The sequence below is a fragment of the Bacillus cereus group sp. BfR-BA-01382 genome (genome assembly GCF_022663475.1).
Classification (GTDB): Bacteria; Bacillota; Bacilli; order Bacillales; family Bacillaceae_G; genus Bacillus_A; species Bacillus_A thuringiensis_S.
In genome coordinates this window covers 33,471-52,276 of record NZ_JAKUFQ010000034.1, presented here as the reverse complement: position 1 = coordinate 52,276, position 18,806 = coordinate 33,471, and the positions used below count along the sequence as shown (strand labels likewise).

The window sequence follows — 18,806 nt, the reverse complement described above, 5'->3', positions numbered from 1 at the left end:
CTGCTTACATTGCATTCTCCTTCTTTATTTCGGCCGACCGCTACTACCGTGCCATCCGATTTAAGGCCAATAGTACGACGCCACCCTGCCGCAACCGCTACAATATTATGCCAATCGTTTACATCACATTGTTCATGCTTATTCCAACCCACTGCTATCGCAGTATTGTCACATGTAAGACCGATTGTGTGAGCATTACCTGTGTTCGTCGCCATATGAACATTGCCTGCTGCAACTGCTTCAATATCTCGCCAGCCACATACATTGCATTCTCCTTCTTTACTCCGGCCCACCGCTACTACCGTGCCATCCGATTTAAGACCAACAGTATGACCACGCCCCGCCGCTATCGTATCTTTTGGCCATCGCTTCAATTTTTCTTTCGGTAAAATGTAATCCATGTTTTACCTCCTTGCATATAAGCAACTGTATCATAATAGATATTTTTATCAAATTTCATTATAAATCTACATTTACAAAGAAAGCTTATTTTACTTCTTCAAAAAATAAAAACCTCCAGTTTAAATACTAGAGGTTTTCTCGTTATTTCTTCAAGCGGTCAATAAAATCGTTCAATTTATCTAGCGATTTCATATTCAGATTGCAAGCTACACCATCTTTGCAAATGTAGTTTCCCTTTTTAACGAAAGTTCCTGGTACATCACCTTTAATTTCAACTAAAAACATCCCTACTTCTTCATGCCCATGACATAATGAACAAATACTTTTTTTATTTAAACTTTGGAACGTTCCTTGCAGACCAACAAACTTATTTTTATCATTTTTCGCTATAATAAATTTCCTGCTTGATCCTTTGTCAATCCAGCTTAAATAAGATAATTCTTTCATATCCAGTTCTTCCATATCGGGAAGTTTTAGCTTTTTTGCTTTAGGAAATAATTTTTTTAATGTTTGTGCTGTAACTTCTTGAAACGGAATTACATACGGATTTATTTTCATTAAAAATGATTCTGCATCTTCTCTATTTTGAACTGTTAATACCGTATCAATTAACTCTTTCTGTTCATCGGTTAAATTCTCAAATACATGTATTATCTTTTCAATCGCAAGTGATTTTAACGCTTGAATTACACCTCTATCGTTTGCCGTTGCATGCCCGTTTGCTAAAATATAAGCTTGTGATTTTATAAAATTATATTGATCACTTCTAATAAACGCTTCCATCTTTATCACTCCATACAAATTGTTGATCTAGTTTTATTGTATACAATGATTACGTTTTTTGATATGTAAAAGATAACTTAGAAACAAACATTACATACATCACTTATTCTCTACCGCTGCATTTCCTGACAAAAGAAGCCATCATCTGTTTTCCATTCCGCATATAATACGTCTTCAAATTTAGTAATTCCTTTTTGCTTTATTTGTTTATAAAGCCACCCTTCATCAAATCCTGCTTCCCTCAAATTATCCTTAACTACTTTCCCATCACTAATTAATGAAATTGGTAAGTATACAGGCTTATGTTTTAAACTTAAATCATTTATAGTAGGAGATTCGTATTTACTTTTTTTCAGAACGCTTATGTTTCCATTAGGTTCCAATATCATATATTCAACTTCTCGGATTGAAAATATATCTTTTTGTTGCCTAAGCATTTGTTGTAATTGGTTTATATCCAAATGATTCGATTTTAATTGATCTCTGTCAATATATCCATTACGAATAATAATAGAAGGATATCCTTCAAAAAACCTTCTTGTCCCCCTATATTTTTGCGTTATCACTTCTATTGCGTAAATTAATACTGTCCATACTAGTACCGCATATAAAATGGACCAGACTTTCACTTCAGGGTCATATATCGTATTTCCAACCAATTCTCCGAGTACAATGGCAGAAATAAAATCAAAAGGTGTTAGCTGCGATATTTGTGTTTTCCCTAATATTTTAGTAGCAATTAATAAAACAAAAAAACCAACAAAAAGTTCTATCGTTATTTGTCCAAGATGATTCATATATGTTCACCTTTCTGCTTTTCACTCAAATGTTATGTATCCAATTTAGTAAAAAATGGCACATTGTCGCTATTATCATGTCCATTCACATCCAATAAATACAAAACAAAAAGAGTCTGATTCAAAGTAATATATGAATCAGACTCTTTTCCTCTTATTTAGAATACACAATCTTTTTAATCGTTTCCCCAGAAAGAAAATATTCTTCTGCAAGTTGATGAATAGCAATCCCACTTTTAAACGCTTCTTTAATTGCTTTATTTCTTTCATCTAGTTGTTTTCTTCCGCCAGATCGTGTACCCCATTTATAATGTTTCGTTTCTTGTTTCGGAATGTAAATTGTTTCACCTTGTATATACTTTTGAATTTCAGTAATTAAACTCTCTGGTAAAACAGCATTAGCTTTTACGTATTTCATTTCTGCTCGCCCCTTATTTTTTATGGTTCATTTCAATAAGGTGCAAAGCCAAATATAAAAAATGATACGAGCTCATATAGGCGATTGTATATTACTTGTCTACCTCACGCAAAGTATCGCCATTTCCATACTTGGCTTTGCATGAGACGTTGCAGTGTCTGGCAATTGAATTATAATCGCCATATAAACACCTCCTAATATACCTTTTGCATTTTATTATATGATAAAATCCCTCTCCTTGCATCTTCATACTTTTTCAGCAATAAATAATTAATTTTGATATAATACTTTTTATTGAATCAAAAATCATTGTGAGGTTACGTTATGAGGAAAAAAATTATCATTACAATCGTTACACTATTCTTTATTATCACGGCATTATTCGGAACATACAAATTGATGAACGCAAGAAGCTTTCAATTATTTGGAGATTTAACACAACGCGTAGAAACAAATGAAAAAGTGATCGCTTTAACTTTTGATGATGGCCCTACTAACAATGTAAAACAAATATTACCATTACTAGATAAATACAACGCTAAAGCTACTTTCTTTTTAATTGGAAATGAATTAGAGAAAAGTCTATCATTAGGAGAAGCTATCGCGCAATCTGGGCACCAGCTTGGAAACCATACATATTCTCATAAAAGAATGATTTTCAAAACACCTTCTTTTATTAAAGATGAAATAGAAAAAACGAATTCATTAATCCGCCAAACAGGATTTACAGACGAAATTGATTTTAGACCGCCTAACGGAAAAAAATTAATTGGACTACCCTATTATTTAAATAAAAATAATATTGAAACGATTATATGGGATCTTGAGCCCGATACTTTTTATAAATCTGCGGCTGATAAAATTAAATATGTTAATAAAAATGTAAAACCAGGTTCTATCATTTTACTGCATTCTATGTATGATGAGTCTGATGACAATTTAAAAACGATTGAAGGTATTTTAGATTCTTTATCTAAGAAGGGCTATCAGTTCGTAACAGTAAATGAATTGCAAAAAAGAGCAAAATAAAAAGAAAGGTAGCGTATCTTTGTATGATACGCCACCTTTCTTTTTATATAATGCCAAGTACATTTAAGAATACGATAATAATCGCAATTGGTGCGATAAAGCGAAGTAAGAATAACCATAATACGAATAGTTTATAACCTTTATTTTTACTTACACCTAGCTCTTTCATTAATACATCTTTCTTCATTTTTAAAGGAACAAAGATAGAAACTAATAATACACCAAGTGGCATTAAAACGTTACTTACTGCATAGTCCGCTAAATCAAAGACTGTCTTTCCGAAAATCTTCAGATCACTTAATATACCGAATGATAATGCTGATGGTACCCCAACAACGAAGATTAATAACCCTACGATTAAGGCCATTTTTTCACGTTTCCCTTTACCTTTTGATGTTAACGATGCAACACTAATTTCTAACATCGAAATTGCTGATGTAATCGTAGCGAAGAAGAATAGTAATAAGAAAACGATGAAGAATAATTTTCCGAATGCCATTTTACTGAAAATAGCTGGCAACACGATAAATAATAGTCCCGGCCCTTGAGATGGTTCCATTCCAAATGCGAACACAACTGGGAAAATTGCAAGTCCTGCAAGTAATGTAATAACAAGAGTTAAGGCTACGATAGAAAATGCTGAACGTGGTAAGCTTTCTTCTTTCGGTAAGTATGAGCTATACGTTACCATAACGGCTACCCCGACAGATAATGAGAAAAACGATTGCCCCATTGCGTATAATATAACTTCTGATGTTACATGTGAGAAATCAGGTTGTAAGAAGAAACGAACGCCTTCTCCAGCACCATCTAATGTAAGTGCACGAACGATTAATACAAAGAATAAAACGAATAGTGCTGGCATGAAATATTTATTTACTTTTTCAACACCATTTTGTACACCTTTACTTACGATGAAAATAGTAATAAGGATGAATAATAGCTGTGATCCAACTGCTAAATATGGATTGGAAATGATTTCACCAAACGTAGCTTCGTATGCTCCATTTCCTTCCCATAGTCTACCTGTAATTGCATTCCATAAATATAATAAAATCCAGCCTCCTACAACACTGTAGAAAGAAAGTAATATGAAACATGTTACAATTCCTAATTTACCTAACCAAGGCCATAACGTTTTAGGAGCAATCTCTCTATATGCATCGACAGCCTCTTTTTGTGTACTTCTTCCAATAACAAATTCAGCTAATAATAGCGGTAAACCAATTAATAATGTGAAACCGATGAAAATTAAGAAGAACGCTCCGCCTCCTCCAATGCCGGCCATATATGGGAATTTCCAAATCGCCCCAAGACCAATTGCCGAACCTGCTGCAGCTAATACGAAACCTAATTTCGATGTCCATTGCTGTGAATTCATTTGTTAATCTCCTCTCTATCTCTTTTTCTTTGTTACAATTCGGTATTTATATTGTTCTATCAATACTCTTTTCTAATACGTTCACTTCCTCCCTAATAAAAAAACGTCCCTACGTAAATACGTAGGGACGACAAAAATATCGCGGTACCACCCTAGTTGTGAAGAACACTAAGAAACCACCTAAATAAAAACGCCCCTACGCAAAAACGTAGGGACGATAAAATATCGCGGTACCACCCTAGTTATGAAGCCACACCAAAGTTAGGACCTAAATAAAAAACGTCCCTACGTAAATACGTAGGGACGATAAATATCGCGGTACCACCCTAGTTGTGAAAAAATCTTCACCACTTTATTTGATAACGGTATAAACTACCGTCTTTCATTTCCTCATAATGCGAGATTTATGAAAGATGCTCCAGGACGAACTTCATGAATAATCTATATACTGATTCACACCAACCATCAGCTCTCTGAAATAGGGAGATATTCACTACTATACCCTTTCATTGCCCAAATATTATTTTCCGAATTGATTACTATCATTTTTATCACACATTAAAAATAGTGTCAACTTATATTTTGAATTTTTATGTATTACAATCTATTTAAAAATTCGAAATATAAGTTTTAGTTTAGAAAACAAGTGGATTAGTACATAACGAATTCTAACAGGCAATAGAAAAAGAATTACGTATTATTGATACTTATTCAATAATACAAATCATCTAGAAACATAACCTGTCTCTCTGTATTCATTTTTTAAGAGTTTGATGGATACCAAGAAAATTTCGCATCACTATCCAGTGGTCTATTTTTCGTTTCTTCTTTAATTACACGAAACCATTCATTTAGAATTTGAGTTTTGGGCAATTGAGCAGCAAGGTTATCTTCCCAAATTATATGTGAAAACCAAGCTTTCGTTTCCCATTCAAACTGCAATTGCGCAAACGAAATTATAGGGTGATCAGCTTCATGAAATTGCTCATTTACTGCATTTGAAACTTCTGGAGCTTGCGGTAACAACTCGTTCTGAATTCTATTTCTTATCGTCTCATTTTCTAGCTGATCCCAGAAATACAATTGCCCATTTATTTGATAAAAAATATCAAATGAAGCCTCACCTTTCTTCAAATTCAATAATACGAAGGCACGTTCCACATCATTGTCAGCCGCCTTTACAGCATTAATAATTATATTTTGTGCCATTGATACCCAGTAACTAGTCGCTTCCTCTACCGGTGATTCAACATACAATTCTTCACTTAATTCATGAAGAGTGGCTTCTTGCTCATTTACTTTTTCAACTTTTTTAAAAAACCTATTAAAAAAACCCATAACTTCCCCCTTATTACTATTTTCTATTTCACAAAATAAAAAATAGATTTTTCTTGCTCATCCACATTTACTCCTGGCGCGTATGTATGAACTTGTTGCAATACTTCTTCTATTAGCAACTCTAACTCCTGCACACTATTTTCTGGACTCCCTATTAATGTATCTGCCATACGTTTATATAATTTTTCAGGTTTAATAGTCATTCGTTCCACATTATTAGGCATCCATTTAAACGCTGGATGATATACGTACATTTTATTCAAACCAAATAAAACACCAAATACATTCCTTTGTACTTCACAAATAACGTCATAAAGCATAAGCCAATCTTTCCGTTTTAAAAGCGCCTTTCGATTGTGCCAACGATTACTTAACCATAGATTTTCTGAAATCATCCGTTTTGCTAGTTCATCTGGATATGCCGCTACTCTATCTTTTAATTCATTCACTTTCCCTTCTCCATACAAACTAACACCATCATGAACAGATGATACAATACATTGTTTTTCATAACTTATATCATATTGATCCACCACATCCGAAATCACTTTCTCTACTGTCTCTGTTAAAAAGTTACTAATCTCTAATTTAATTCCCTCTTTCGTTAAATACGTTTCCGACCATTCTTCTTCCTCATACGGATGATACGATAATATTTTCCCATCAATATGATAAATAGGGGCCCTACGATCCTCATCTTCCGGCGGTGTTGACCATAAAATATGTAATTCTATATCTGAATGTTCATCTTCAAGTTTTCTAGCTACTGAACCCGCTAAAATAATAGCTTCCACTTTCGGATTTTTCCTATAAATCTCTGCCATCTCTATTGCTTTCTCTTTTAATCCCAATTCATTTCCTCCTAAAATTGCAGTAATCCCCTTACTTTTCATTTATCTATTTCGATTTTACAGCTTGCATTACCTTTTCAAATTCCTACTACATCATATTTCTATCCAATAGCGCTGAATAACTTCACCAGTACGAGAAGAAACTACTTCATTTTCTAACACACCGCCAACCTTTTGAATCGTTTTAGCAGAACCGATATTGGATTTATCGCAAGTTATTAACACTTTCTGTAATCCTAATTTTTGTGCTTCAGCTAATGCAAGTTGTAGTTGTTTCGTAGCGTAACCGTGGCGACGCTTATTTGGATGGACACTATATCCAATATGACCGCTTTCCCGTAATAATTCTGGATTTAATCTATGTCTAATATTCACAAAACCTATAAGTTCCCTTTTTTCAAAACTTAAAAACTGGCTAGATGGCACTCGATTAGCTAGTATATTTTCTCCTAGTTCTTGTTTACTCACTTTTTCAAACCATTCATCAAGAGAATCAAAGTTTTGTAAAGAACTACTTCCATGTGGTTGTTCCCCTGATTGTAAAAATGCCTGTCTATACGCCGTAATATGCTCACTATATTCATGGATTGGTTTTAATAGTTTCATTGTTCTTCTCCCCCTTCTTCATTCCATAAAACAAACACCTTAATAGCAGCTATTCACTATTAAGGTGTTTCTATCCTTTTTATTCAAATAACCCCATACTCAAATAACGTTCCCCTGTATCAGGCGCAATACATAAAACTTTTTTACCAGCGCCTAGACGTTTCGCTATCATGATTGCAGCGTAAACAGATGCTCCAGAAGACGGCCCAACTAATAATCCCTCTTGTCTAGCTAAGTTTCTCATTGTCGTTAAAGCCTCTTCGTCTGCAATTTGAATAATTTCGTTATACACTTCTATATTTAAGTTTTTCGGGATGAACCCTGGGCTTGTTCCTACTAGTTTATGAGGACCTGGTACACCACCTGATAAAACGGGAGATCCTTTCGGTTCCACTACTGCAATATATAAGTTTGGTAATTTCTCTTTTAACGTTTCACCAGTCCCTGTAATCGTTCCGCCTGTTCCTGCCGTTGCAACAAAGGCGTCAAGCTCTCCATCCATTTGTTCATAAATTTCAAGCGCAGTCGTATAGCGGTGAATATTCGGATTAGCTGGGTTTTCAAATTGTTGCGGAATAAAACTATTCGGTATTTGCTTTTGCAATTCTAACGCCTTCGCAATTGCTCCTGGCATTCTTTGTTCTGCTGGTGTTAAAACTACTTCTGCCCCGTATGCTTTTAATAAATTAATACGCTCTTTTGACATATTGTCTGGCATAATTAAAATCGCTTTATACCCTTTAGCTGCTGCATTCATCGCTAAACCAATCCCTGTATTCCCGCTTGTCGGTTCAATGATTGTATCTCCTGGTTTGATGAGACCATTTTCTTCTGCAACGTGAAGTAAATTATAAGCAGCACGGTCTTTCACACTGCGCGATGGATTAAACATTTCTAGTTTCACATACACATCTGCTGCGTCTTCCGGAATAAATTTAGATAATCGGACGACAGGTGTATCGCCTATTAATTCTGTTACGTTTTCACATAATTTCATAGCGCATCCCCTATTCTATCGTTTTCTTATCACTTGGCAGTAACCATGAAGTGAGTCCAATTAATGGTAGACAACTACATAATAGCATAATAAATTGCAGGCTATATATATCTGCTAATTTCCCAAGAACTACTGCACCTAATGCTCCAAGTCCAAACGCAAGACCTACGATTAATCCTGACACCATTCCCACTTTTCCAGGTACAAGCTCTTGTGCATATACAACAATTACACTAAAACTACTTGAACTAATAAAACCGATACATAAAAATAACGGTACGACCCACACAAGTGAGACATGTGGTAATAACAGTGCAAGTGGCGCTGAACCTAACATTGAAAATACGATGATATTTTTCTTACCAAATCGATCTGCTAACGGTCCTCCGAAGAAAGTTCCTAACACACCAGCAATCATAAATGCGAATACGAAATACTGGGCATTTTTTATAGATAAACCATAATGCTCTATTAAGTAAAATTGATAGAAATTCCCGATACCAGCACCGTACCAAGAACGTACAAAAGTAAGAAAAACAAGAAGTATAATAACGAATTTAATGTGTGTACTTACAATTGCATTTTCCGCCTCAAGCGCAGCCCTCTTCTTCCTTCTTACAGCGCCGGTTGCTAATTCATTTTTGTACCAATTCGATACGAAAATTAATAATACAATTCCTACTGCTGCAAATGCTGTAAAACCTAATGAACCAATTTGACCGAGTGGAACGAAAATTAGCGCTGTAAAAATAGGAGCTAAGGAATTCCCCGTGTTTCCCCCAACTTGATAAATCGCTTGCGCTAACCCTCGTTTTGCACCTGCCGCCATATACGCAACACGAGCGCCTTCTGGATGAAAAACTGCGGAACCTAAACCAATAAATAAAACAGAAATAATAACAATAATAAAGTTTGGTGCAAACGCGAGTCCAATCATTCCAAGCATGCTTGAAAACATACCGAGTGGTAATAAAAATGGTGATGGCTTCTTATCTGAATACATACCAAACACCGGTTGCATAATCGATGACGTCATATTTAAAGCAAACGCAATCCACCCTACTTGCATATAGGATAAATTCATCGTTTTTTCCAAAATAGGAAACAACGCCGGCACAACTGCTTGCATCGAATCATTTAAAAAATGCCCAAAGCTAATCGCAAATAAAATTCGATATATTGTCGGTGTTTCTACAGTTTTTTTGTGTGAAACTGCCTGCATATGTGAATCTCCCCTTTCTGTACAAATTATATATTTATTACAGTAGGTGTAATAAATTCTGACTTTTGAAACATTTCTATTCTATACTGCTTTCATTTCTTTTTCCAGAAATATAACTTAACTCCCGTCATTGGCTTGCATCCTTGTAACTTTCAGCGGTAAAACAGTACAAAAAAAGACAACCCAATCACATACTAGGTTGCCTCTTACATTAAATTGCAAAATGCTTATACTTCTCGTAATCACTCGTCTTACATTCTATTTCTAATTTGGTACCTTCGTTTTCGTAACTCGTAGATAAAACGTGTGCATGATTATTGAAATACGAAACTACCTGTCCTTGATCATATGGAATTAACATTTCACACTTCGTATACTCTTTATAGATGTGTGAGCGAATCATTTCTACAAGTTCTTCAATTCCAACATGTTTCTTCGCTGATAAATAAACGCGATTTTCTTGCACTTTCGGAATTTCAACATCTACCATATCTGATTTATTATAAGCATAGATCGTTGGAATATTTTCTACTCCAATTTTCTTTAACGTTTCATTTGTAATATCAATTAATTGTTCATAATTTGAATTTGCGTAATCTACGACGTGAATAAGTAGGTCTGCTTCCGCTACTTCTTCTAACGTTGAACGGAACGCCTTCACAAGATGATGTGGTAATTTACTTACAAATCCAACTGTATCTGTTAATAAGAATGATTTATTATCTGGCAAATCAATATTTCGTACAGATGTTTCTAACGTCGCGAATAACATATCTTTTTCAAGTACTTGTTTTTCTTCTGTACCATTATAAATTTCAAGCATTGCATTCATCGTCGTTGACTTTCCTGCATTCGTATAACCTACTAATGCTACAACAGGTATTTCATTTTTCTTACGTTGCTTTCGCTGCGTTTGACGCTGGGCAACGAGCGCTTCTAAATCTTTATTTAAAACTGAAATTTGTTCTTCAATTTTACGACGGTCTAACTCTAACTTCTTCTCACCGACACCTTTATTTTTCGTACCAACGCCGCCGCTCTGTCTTCCTAACGATTCACGAAGACCGATTAAACGAGGCATCATATACTGAAGATGGGCTACTTCTACTTGTAGCTGTGCTTCTTTCGTTTTCGCACGTTGCGCAAAAATATCTAAAATTAAAATGGTACGATCAATTACCTTACAATCTAAATCCTCTTCTAAATTTCGAATTTGTGAAGGAGATAATTCATCATTAAAGATGACCATATTCGCATCTATTTCTTGTACATACGCTGCTACTTCTTCAATCTTTCCTTTTCCGATATAATGCGATGGATTTACTCGTTGTAAATTTTGCGTTACTTGCCCAATTACCTCTACATCACAAGCTTCCGCAAGATTTGTTAACTCTTCCATCGAATATGCAAAATCATCTTCATTACCTACATTTACTCCAACTAAAACTGCTCTTTGTAATACTTCTTCCATATATTTATTCCTCCATTTCGATTACGTAAAATAAAAAACACAGGTCGCTGCCTGTGTTTTCGTAAACGGATAAGGGTTCATCAAAGAAATAGAAGAAAGCTGTGCTTTCATCCTATCTCATAGTAAAAAAAGTCCCAAAATCGTATACGTATCCACAATAAGTGTTCACCTATACAATCCCATTCTATTTATAAAGGCAAAACAAAAAGAGGGCGTATTCGTCCCTCCCTCTTTTTCACATATAAGCTTAATAAAGGGTTCCTTTAAAATAGGCAGACCAATCCCGTTCACTCTGTACACAGACAGAGCCTTTGAGCGCTATTCAATTATTGGCACAAAGTATTGAGACGTAATCTGATTAAGATCAAAGGAAGCCCCTCCGTTCATTTTAAGTTACATAAAGTGTAGCATAAGTAATTCGCTTTCACAAGGTTTAACAACCTATATCACACTAAAGAAAATCGTTATATTTTTACTTTAATCGTCATTTTTTGCGAATTTTTCTCACAATAAAAATAACAAAAGCAATTATCAATTTTAGAAACTTCTCGTATATTATTTTTACAACACTCGCTAAATTCCTTCATAGTAAGTTAAGTCGTTCAATACATCAAAAATCTATATTGACATTTTTATAACCTAATATTAGTATCAGGTTATAAAAATAAAAATTAGGAGATGTTCCTATGCATTCTAAATCTCGTATTACTGCAATTGGTACTTATGTTCCAAATCAAATATTGTCTAATAACGATTTAGAAAAGATGGTCCATACGAATGATGAATGGATTGTACAAAGAACAGGAATGAAGGAAAGAAGAATCGCTAGCGAAGAAGAATATTCCTCAAACTTAGCCATTAAAGCAATTAAAAATTTATGTACAACATATAAGAAAAACTTAGAAGATGTCGACTGTATCATTGTCGCTACTACTACTGCTGATTACGTTTTCCCTAGCGTTGCTTGCCAAATACAACAATACTTCAACATACCTCATACACTAGCTTTTGATTTAAATGCAACTTGTGCTGGTTTTACATATGGACTACACGTCGGTAATAGCTTAATCACTTCTGGATCACATGAAAAAGTACTTGTCGTAGCGACAGAGACATTATCTAAAGTTACTGATTATACCGATAGAACGACCTGTATTTTATTCGGTGATGGTGCTGGAGCTATTTTATTAGAAAGAGATGAAGACACCCCAAGCTTTATCGCTGCTCACATGGGAACAAACGGTGATGGCGGCATTCATCTATATAGAACAAACTTATCTACTACTATGAATGGCACACCACTGCAAACAAATGAAAAAATCGTTCAAAATGGAAGAGAAGTATATAAATGGGCAACACGTACAGTGCCAAAAGGCATAAAAGATTTAATACATACCGCAAATATGCCAGTAGATGATATAGACTGGTTCATACCCCACAGCGCTAACTTACGAATGATCGAATCTATTTGCGAAAAATCTCAAATTCCAATACAAAAAACATTAACGAGCGTGGAATATATGGGGAATACCTCTTCAGTCACCATTCCACTCGCTCTAGATTTAGCTATAAAAGAAGGGAAGTTAAATAATGGAGACACACTTTTACTATACGGATTCGGTGGTGGTCTTACACATTTAGGGCTTATTGTAGAGTGGAATTTAATTTAAGTGTATAAAAAGAGGCTCTAGTCAGTAACTAGAACCTCTTTTTCATTTAATTTCTTGCCCCTTTTCGAGACCATATCACAACAGGAATAAGTAATAACGCTAACACGCCTCCAGCCAATGACAATGCCGCATAACTTGAATTCGCTACTACCATACCTGACATCGCTCCACCAGAAGCTCCAGCTAGCGCAATACAAACATCTATTTTCCCTTGTGTTTTAGCACGTGTAGACGGTGTTGTGGAATCAACGATTTGTGCTGTACCACTTATCAATCCGAGGTTCCATCCTAGCCCAAGTAAAGAAAGAGCAACGATTAATAATAATAAAGAATCACTTGGCGCTATCGCAGCTATGACACCCGCTGCAAGTAAAATCACTCCACCAGCTATACTCATTGTAGTTCGGCCAATTTTATCAATTAACATTCCTGTAATGAGAGATGGAAGATACATTGCACCTACATGAAAACCTATCACAAGTCCTACTGCACTTAAACCGTGACCGTGGTGTCCCATATGAACTGGCGTCATCGTCATAATCGCAACCATCACTATTTGCGTAAGTATCATTACGATTGCTCCAACTGTAATACCTCGTTTATTTTCTTTCGCTTCTTCTGTTATTGGTTGCCCTTTATATGTATGTTCCTGTTTATATCTTTCTATTATGTTAGCAATAATTAACGGATCTGGACGAAGCATAACAAAAAGAACTAGACCCGCCAGTATAAATGCTGCTGCCGATAGTATGAACGGACCTGCAAGTTTAGGAACTCCAATTGAATGAGCAAAACTTCCCATTACCCCTACTAAATTTGGTCCTGCAACTGCACCGAAAGTCGTCATTACCATCGTAATACTAACAGCCGTTGCTCTCTGCTTCTTATCTGCTAAATCTGTACCTGCATAACGAGCTTGTAGATTCGTGGCTGTACCGGCACCATATATGAGTAAAGAAATAAGTAAAAGAATAATACTATTTGTTAAAGCTGCCATTACAACACCAATTGCTCCAAATCCACCTACTATAAACCCTGTTGCAAGACCTATCCGGCGTCCATATCGTTGCGAAAGCTTCCCTACTATGAAAGCTGCTAATGCCGATCCCAATGTAAACATAGCAGTTGGTAATCCTGCAAATGCATCTGTTCCAAGCATTTGCTGCGCAAGAAGTGCTCCCACTGTAATACCAGCAGCTAGTCCTGCACCGCCAAACATTTGTGAAATGCTGACGATTATTAACGTTCGTTTGTATAGTTTTTGTTGCTCTTCTTCTGTGTACACATGATTATCTATTAAAGCCCCTGCCTTATCTAGCAATTCCCCATCCTCCTTTTAAAATTAAGCCCTCTTGTTAATGTACTATGTATAACGTTACATATTCAATGGCATTTTCCATTCATCCCTTTCATTCTAAAAAACTTTCTAATCATACTCGACTTATCCCATGCTATATTAAAAATACTACTATTCACAATATGCAAGGAGGAAACAATGAAAAAAACAGGCTGCTATAGCCTGTTTTTCTTTACGCTTCTTCTACTAATCTTCCCCTTCTCTTTTTACTCAAAGCTTTCCCTTCCCAAAACAACAAACTTACGAAAGCACAAATTAAAATAATTGGCACACTTGCTTTATATAAATCTGTAAAACTCATAGCCATCTGATTCTTGGCATAATGATTCACATCATTTGAAAATGTGAGTACCTCTTTCTTTATACTTTCCTCTTGTTTTTCAACTTCTTTTGTCACTTGCCTCATAACTTCTTCTCTTTTTACATCTCTATATTCTACTGGAACTTCTCTTAATATTTCATCCGTCTTGTCGCGAATCAATTCTTCCTTTTTCTCTTTACTTAATCCTATTGTCATTGCATTTTGTTTCTTATTTATATTCGACTCTAAACTTTGATTCTCTATTTTCTCTTTAGTCATTTGTAAAATTTCAGTTTGCTCAGCACTATTCACATGAATATTACGCACCTTTTCTTCTGCATAACGATATACTTTTTCTTTATTTACAGTTAAATTGTGAGTTAAGTTAGAGACAAATATTGCAACCGCCAATACAATTCCAACTTGTCGTAACATTGATACAACACTTTGAGAAGCAGTTAACAGTTCTCCTTCAAACGAAGACGCACTTAAAACTGTAATTGGCCCCACTACTAAACCATATCCAACACCTAATATCATACACGGAATAATAATTTCTATATTTGTTGAATGAACATCAATCATTTGCAACCAATAGTAGGAAAGCCCCATAACAAGAAATCCTGACAAAATAATAGTTACTTTTCCGAGTTTTTTAATTAAAGTTGCTGCAACTGGTGAGACAAAAAATATCATTGCTGAAATAGGTGTCACTAAAAAAGCCGCTTCAATTTCCGTTCGACCTTGTAGTTTCGTCAAGAACGTTGGAAGCAATACAGTAACTCCAATTAAAAATAAATTACTTAATATAACAACGATCGACGCTCCGACAAACATTCGATCTTGAAATAACTTTAAATTCACCATTGGATTATGAATCTTTCGTTCTACTAAAACAAATAGAATAAGAGAAATAGTGCTAATTGCATAACAAGACAAAGCAATATTACTTTGCCATCCCCATGTATTACCTTTTACTAATATGAGAGTAAATGAAAAAATTGCTGTACTACTTAATAGTAGTCCTACCCAATCTATTTTTGAGATAATACGTTCTTCATTTTTTATTTGCAGCATAATGCAGCATAAAATGATTCCAAGAATACAAATTGGAACATTTACGAAGAACACCCATCTCCAACCGAAATTTTGTGTAATAATTCCACCTATCACTGGTCCCATAGCAGCTGACAATCCTTGTGTTACTCCTAAAATCGCAAGCGCAACATGCCTCTTAGCTAATGGCATAGCTGATACACCAATTACCATACTTGTTGGAAATAAAATCGCTGCCCCAATGCTTTGTATAAAACGAGAAAAAATAAGAAAATCACCTGTATTAGCAAAAGCGCAAAGTACCGATCCACCACCAAAAATCACCAGACCAAGAACATACATCTTTGCTTTTCCAAAGATATCAGCTATCCGCCCTAACGGAATGGCAAGTACTGCAATCGTCATTGTATAAACATTTAATACCCAAGACATCTTTTCTAATGAAGTATTTACACTCGATTGTATTGCTGGTAAAGCTATATTCATAATTGTCGTATCAATCATACAAAGAAAGATACCTAGACACATTAAAAAGACAATCTTAATACCCTTTGATTGTTCCATCTTTATATACCCCTTTATTTATTGTGAACGCGTTTTTCATTCTTCTGTTTTATTGTTTTCTTCCGCCTCTAACTCTTCTAATTTTTTCTTCAAAGTCTCTACTTGTGCACTATACGATGCAATACCTACATCTAGTGAAATTTCTTCGACGAAAGTAATACCTACTCTCCACTTTTCATATTTCAATCGAAGATCTGCAATGTACGCTTCTTTTCTTTCAATTTCATCTTTAATCCATTTTTTTATCGTCACATCATCACTATAGTTGCCAAAATACATTCTCATTAAAAAATCCGAACGTAAAACATCCTTCTCTACAGGCGTCTGCATATATTGATAAAACTCTTCACGTCCTTCATCTGTAATAAAGTACATTTTCTTATTCGGTTTCCCCTCTTGCATGACAACCTCTTTTTTTATTTTCCCCTCATTCTCCAATTGTCGTAACGTTGGATAAATCATTCCAAAACTTCCATCAAAAAAGTGGGTAAATACGTCTTCAAAAACAATTTTAATATCGTAACCAGACATTTCTTTTCCCATTAATAAACCTAAAACAACATCTCTTCCCTTCAAAGTAAAACCCCCACATATTATATAATCAATAATCATATTAACAATGTTAATATGATTATTGATTATATACCTTATTCTGTTAATTGTAAAATGTTTCTAAATAAAAAAGCCCCATAATTTGGTTTTACCAATTCACAGGGCCATTTTCTTATTTACTCCTTCACACCTACATCTTGCAAAACTTCAATATCCTCTTTCATTTCATAATAATAAGAAGGCAATTCTATACCATGTTCTAAGAAATAATCCTCTATGAATGAAATAATGATTTTTAACGTTTTCACACGGGCATACAATTTATCGTTACTTTCAATAATATGCCACTTCGCATTTGGCTTACTTGTTCTTTCAAACATGTCTTCCATCGCTTCAACATACTCATCCCATTTTTCACGATTACGCCAATCTTCATCTGTAATTTTCCATCTTTTCAAAGGATTTTTCTCTCTATCGTTAAATCTCTTTAACTGTTCCTCTTTACTTATATGGTAGAAGAACTTCCCTATTATGTAATGGTCATCTGTTAGTAGTTTTTCAAAATCATTAATCTCATCATATGCTCTCATCCACTCTTCCTTTGTAGCAAAACCTTCAACACGCTCAACTAACACACGACCGTACCATGAGCGATCAAAAATGGTAATTTGCCCGTACTGTGGAATTTTGCGCCAGAAACGTTGCAAATAATGGTAACGTTTTTCATGAGGTGCAGGCGCTCCAATTGGATCTACTTGGAACCCACGTGGGTCAAGATGTTCCGTCACCCGCTTAATTGCCCCACCTTTACCAGCCGCATCCCATCCTTCCATAACAAGCATAACCGCGATTTTTTCTTCTTTCAAAATTTGTTGTAATGCTAATAAGCGCCTTTGATATTTTTCGAGTTTCTTGTTGTACTTAGATTTTGATTCAATTTTTTTCGTTAAATCTACTTTAGCAAGATGTCCATTTTCCATAAAACAAATCCCCCTTGTTGTATGACAATGTTATTTTAACATATTTTTGGTAATTTTTTCATATCCTAAAAAGCTGTGTAGGAACATCTCTACACAGCTTCCTTCTCTAATTTCACATCTACAAGCACATTTAACTACATTAAAATAAATAATTTATACGGAACTCTTAGTATATTCTTTTTTTAAAACGTAAAAATAGCCCTTTTAAAAAGGGCAGTAATCTAAGTATAGAAAAAACAAATTTATTCTTTCTTACTACATACGTAATTATGCCAGCTATAAGAGTAGTGAATAAGATATTGATTCACTACTCACAATACTCACTTTACATTATATGGTATATTTACTCGTAAAAAGAAGATAATAACAAGTAAATCCATTAAAGAATGGGAGCTCTCAAAAAATGAAACGAAAAATATTAACTCTCTTTACGCTTATATGTTTAGCACTACCAATGCAAGCTAGTGCTTACACATTTCAGTCACTACCGATTGCGTCAAAGTCTAAACAATGGTATGTCGAAATTGATAAATCTCATAACTCAAACAAGCAAGCAATCCAGCCAAAGCAAGGTGTATTTGATACGTATAGTTTACTCGTAAAAAACATCGGTCATGATGTATCAAACGTATCTGTGGAAATACTTGATAACAATCCTACCTCTAAGGCTACCTTTAAACCTACTACACCTAATGAAAATATTTCTAAAAGTCATACAAGCTTTGAGTACATGGTATTCCCATTAGACTTTAATAGTCATAATTTTAAAGTTGTGATCACTTGGGAAGAAAAGAATTTCTCTTATAACGGCCATCCGGTAAATGAAGGTAAAAAAATGAAACAAACATTTGTATTTAGTGAAGAATAAGTCCTAATTTCTTTAGGGCTTATTCTTCTTTTTTGAAACCTGCTTGTATCGCTTCCGTCACTTCTTTTGTGATTTCTAATTTTGTTGCTTCGATACTAATTTTTTGCGCCAAATATGTATGGAAGGCTTTTCATTACAAAGTTGTTTTATTAATACTGGTTGA

The 18,806-nt window shown here is 34.7% G+C and carries 17 protein-coding genes, 1 pseudogene and 1 other annotated feature; of the genes and pseudogenes, 3 read left to right on the top strand and 15 right to left on the bottom strand.

Going from position 1 to position 18,806, the window contains the following annotated elements; all coding sequences use genetic code 11:
* The 4 genes and pseudogenes from MR160_RS15760 to MR160_RS15745 form a co-directional block, all read right to left on the bottom strand.
* Positions 1 to 401 (bottom strand): annotated as a pseudogene (locus MR160_RS15760) (chromosome condensation regulator); the annotation flags it as partial.
* Between the two features lie 142 nt (positions 402 to 543).
* Positions 544 to 1,185 (bottom strand): FusB/FusC family EF-G-binding protein, encoded by a 642-nt coding sequence (locus MR160_RS15755; RefSeq protein ID WP_000387066.1) that lies wholly within the window; start codon positions 1,183 to 1,185, stop codon positions 544 to 546.
* 110 nt (positions 1,186 to 1,295) lie between these two features.
* Positions 1,296 to 1,982 carry a DUF421 domain-containing protein gene (locus tag MR160_RS15750; protein WP_001015971.1) on the bottom strand — a complete coding sequence of 229 codons (687 nt, stop codon included), beginning with the start codon at positions 1,980 to 1,982 and terminating at the stop codon, positions 1,296 to 1,298.
* Positions 1,983 to 2,136: 154 nt separating this feature from the next.
* Complete coding sequence (locus MR160_RS15745) at positions 2,137 to 2,400, bottom strand: CD3324 family protein (RefSeq protein WP_000878325.1); 264 nt, start codon at positions 2,398 to 2,400, stop codon at positions 2,137 to 2,139.
* A 324-nt stretch (positions 2,401 to 2,724) separates the two neighbouring features.
* On the opposite strand from MR160_RS15745, the gene MR160_RS15740 reads away from it, so the two are divergent.
* Positions 2,725 to 3,429, top strand: coding sequence for a polysaccharide deacetylase family protein (locus MR160_RS15740; protein ID WP_001227581.1), 705 nt, complete (start codon positions 2,725 to 2,727; stop codon positions 3,427 to 3,429).
* A gap of 43 nt (positions 3,430 to 3,472) precedes the next feature.
* On the opposite strand, the gene MR160_RS15735 is transcribed toward MR160_RS15740, so the two are convergent.
* The 7 genes from MR160_RS15735 to hflX form a co-directional block, all read right to left on the bottom strand.
* Positions 3,473 to 4,810, bottom strand: coding sequence for a sodium-dependent transporter (locus MR160_RS15735; RefSeq protein WP_001088185.1), 1,338 nt, complete (start codon positions 4,808 to 4,810; stop codon positions 3,473 to 3,475).
* 296 nt (positions 4,811 to 5,106) lie between these two features.
* Positions 5,107 to 5,329 (bottom strand) — a binding site (T-box leader).
* Between the two features lie 243 nt (positions 5,330 to 5,572).
* Complete coding sequence (locus tag MR160_RS15730; RefSeq protein ID WP_000505539.1) at positions 5,573 to 6,148, bottom strand: hypothetical protein; 576 nt, start codon at positions 6,146 to 6,148, stop codon at positions 5,573 to 5,575.
* Between the two features lie 23 nt (positions 6,149 to 6,171).
* A complete protein-coding gene (locus MR160_RS15725; protein ID WP_242297684.1) occupies positions 6,172 to 6,999 on the bottom strand; it encodes a DUF4037 domain-containing protein in 828 nt (275 codons plus the stop codon).
* A gap of 93 nt (positions 7,000 to 7,092) precedes the next feature.
* Positions 7,093 to 7,605: a GNAT family N-acetyltransferase gene (locus MR160_RS15720; protein ID WP_000771276.1), complete on the bottom strand. Its 513-nt coding sequence runs from the start codon at positions 7,603 to 7,605 to the stop codon at positions 7,093 to 7,095.
* A gap of 79 nt (positions 7,606 to 7,684) precedes the next feature.
* The gene (gene cysK, locus MR160_RS15715; protein WP_000762269.1) at positions 7,685 to 8,602 is read right to left on the bottom strand and encodes a cysteine synthase A; all 918 of its coding nucleotides are present in this window, start codon (positions 8,600 to 8,602) and stop codon (positions 7,685 to 7,687) included.
* A gap of 10 nt (positions 8,603 to 8,612) precedes the next feature.
* Positions 8,613 to 9,824 (bottom strand): MFS transporter, encoded by a 1,212-nt coding sequence (locus MR160_RS15710; RefSeq protein WP_001149399.1) that lies wholly within the window; start codon positions 9,822 to 9,824, stop codon positions 8,613 to 8,615.
* A gap of 211 nt (positions 9,825 to 10,035) precedes the next feature.
* A complete protein-coding gene (gene hflX / locus MR160_RS15705; protein WP_000393290.1) occupies positions 10,036 to 11,295 on the bottom strand; it encodes a GTPase HflX in 1,260 nt (419 codons plus the stop codon).
* A 686-nt stretch (positions 11,296 to 11,981) separates the two neighbouring features.
* Between hflX and MR160_RS15700 the strand changes: the two genes are divergently transcribed.
* Positions 11,982 to 12,965 (top strand): ketoacyl-ACP synthase III, encoded by a 984-nt coding sequence (locus tag MR160_RS15700; protein ID WP_000555769.1) that lies wholly within the window; start codon positions 11,982 to 11,984, stop codon positions 12,963 to 12,965.
* A 46-nt stretch (positions 12,966 to 13,011) separates the two neighbouring features.
* Here the strand turns inward: MR160_RS15700 and MR160_RS15695 are convergent, their stop codons facing one another.
* The 4 genes from MR160_RS15695 to MR160_RS15680 all read right to left on the bottom strand — a co-directional run bounded on the left by MR160_RS15695 (position 13,012) and on the right by MR160_RS15680 (position 17,775).
* Complete coding sequence (locus MR160_RS15695) at positions 13,012 to 14,286, bottom strand: MFS transporter (RefSeq protein ID WP_000884512.1); 1,275 nt, start codon at positions 14,284 to 14,286, stop codon at positions 13,012 to 13,014.
* Between the two features lie 208 nt (positions 14,287 to 14,494).
* On the bottom strand, positions 14,495 to 16,243 hold the full coding sequence (locus MR160_RS15690) for an MFS transporter (protein ID WP_000438123.1): 1,749 nt from the start codon (positions 16,241 to 16,243) through the stop codon (positions 14,495 to 14,497).
* Between the two features lie 36 nt (positions 16,244 to 16,279).
* Complete coding sequence (locus MR160_RS15685) at positions 16,280 to 16,819, bottom strand: PadR family transcriptional regulator (protein WP_000678344.1); 540 nt, start codon at positions 16,817 to 16,819, stop codon at positions 16,280 to 16,282.
* A 152-nt stretch (positions 16,820 to 16,971) separates the two neighbouring features.
* The gene (locus MR160_RS15680; protein WP_000427314.1) at positions 16,972 to 17,775 is read right to left on the bottom strand and encodes a polyphosphate kinase 2 family protein; all 804 of its coding nucleotides are present in this window, start codon (positions 17,773 to 17,775) and stop codon (positions 16,972 to 16,974) included.
* A gap of 403 nt (positions 17,776 to 18,178) precedes the next feature.
* Here MR160_RS15680 and MR160_RS15675 point away from each other — a divergent pair, with 403 nt between their 5' ends.
* Positions 18,179 to 18,643: a hypothetical protein gene (locus tag MR160_RS15675; protein ID WP_000823339.1), complete on the top strand. Its 465-nt coding sequence runs from the start codon at positions 18,179 to 18,181 to the stop codon at positions 18,641 to 18,643.
* The last annotated feature ends 163 nt before the right edge of the window (positions 18,644 to 18,806 follow it).

What these genes read in the sequence shown, in the direction of transcription:
- MR160_RS15755 (WP_000387066.1), bottom strand. Translation starts at nt 1,185, where the DNA reads ATGGAAGCGTTTATTAGAAGTGATCAATATAATTTTATAAAATCACAA.
- MR160_RS15750 (WP_001015971.1), bottom strand. Translation starts at nt 1,982, where the DNA reads ATGAATCATCTTGGACAAATAACGATAGAACTTTTTGTTGGTTTTTTT.
- MR160_RS15745 (WP_000878325.1), bottom strand. Translation starts at nt 2,400, where the DNA reads ATGAAATACGTAAAAGCTAATGCTGTTTTACCAGAGAGTTTAATTACT.
- MR160_RS15740 (WP_001227581.1), top strand. Translation starts at nt 2,725, where the DNA reads ATGAGGAAAAAAATTATCATTACAATCGTTACACTATTCTTTATTATC.
- MR160_RS15735 (WP_001088185.1), bottom strand. Translation starts at nt 4,810, where the DNA reads ATGAATTCACAGCAATGGACATCGAAATTAGGTTTCGTATTAGCTGCA.
- MR160_RS15730 (WP_000505539.1), bottom strand. Translation starts at nt 6,148, where the DNA reads ATGGGTTTTTTTAATAGGTTTTTTAAAAAAGTTGAAAAAGTAAATGAG.
- MR160_RS15720 (WP_000771276.1), bottom strand. Translation starts at nt 7,605, where the DNA reads ATGAAACTATTAAAACCAATCCATGAATATAGTGAGCATATTACGGCG.
- cysK (WP_000762269.1), bottom strand. Translation starts at nt 8,602, where the DNA reads ATGAAATTATGTGAAAACGTAACAGAATTAATAGGCGATACACCTGTC.
- MR160_RS15710 (WP_001149399.1), bottom strand. Translation starts at nt 9,824, where the DNA reads ATGCAGGCAGTTTCACACAAAAAAACTGTAGAAACACCGACAATATAT.
- hflX (WP_000393290.1), bottom strand. Translation starts at nt 11,295, where the DNA reads ATGGAAGAAGTATTACAAAGAGCAGTTTTAGTTGGAGTAAATGTAGGT.
- MR160_RS15700 (WP_000555769.1), top strand. Translation starts at nt 11,982, where the DNA reads ATGCATTCTAAATCTCGTATTACTGCAATTGGTACTTATGTTCCAAAT.
- MR160_RS15690 (WP_000438123.1), bottom strand. Translation starts at nt 16,243, where the DNA reads ATGGAACAATCAAAGGGTATTAAGATTGTCTTTTTAATGTGTCTAGGT.
- MR160_RS15680 (WP_000427314.1), bottom strand. Translation starts at nt 17,775, where the DNA reads ATGGAAAATGGACATCTTGCTAAAGTAGATTTAACGAAAAAAATTGAA.
- MR160_RS15675 (WP_000823339.1), top strand. Translation starts at nt 18,179, where the DNA reads ATGAAACGAAAAATATTAACTCTCTTTACGCTTATATGTTTAGCACTA.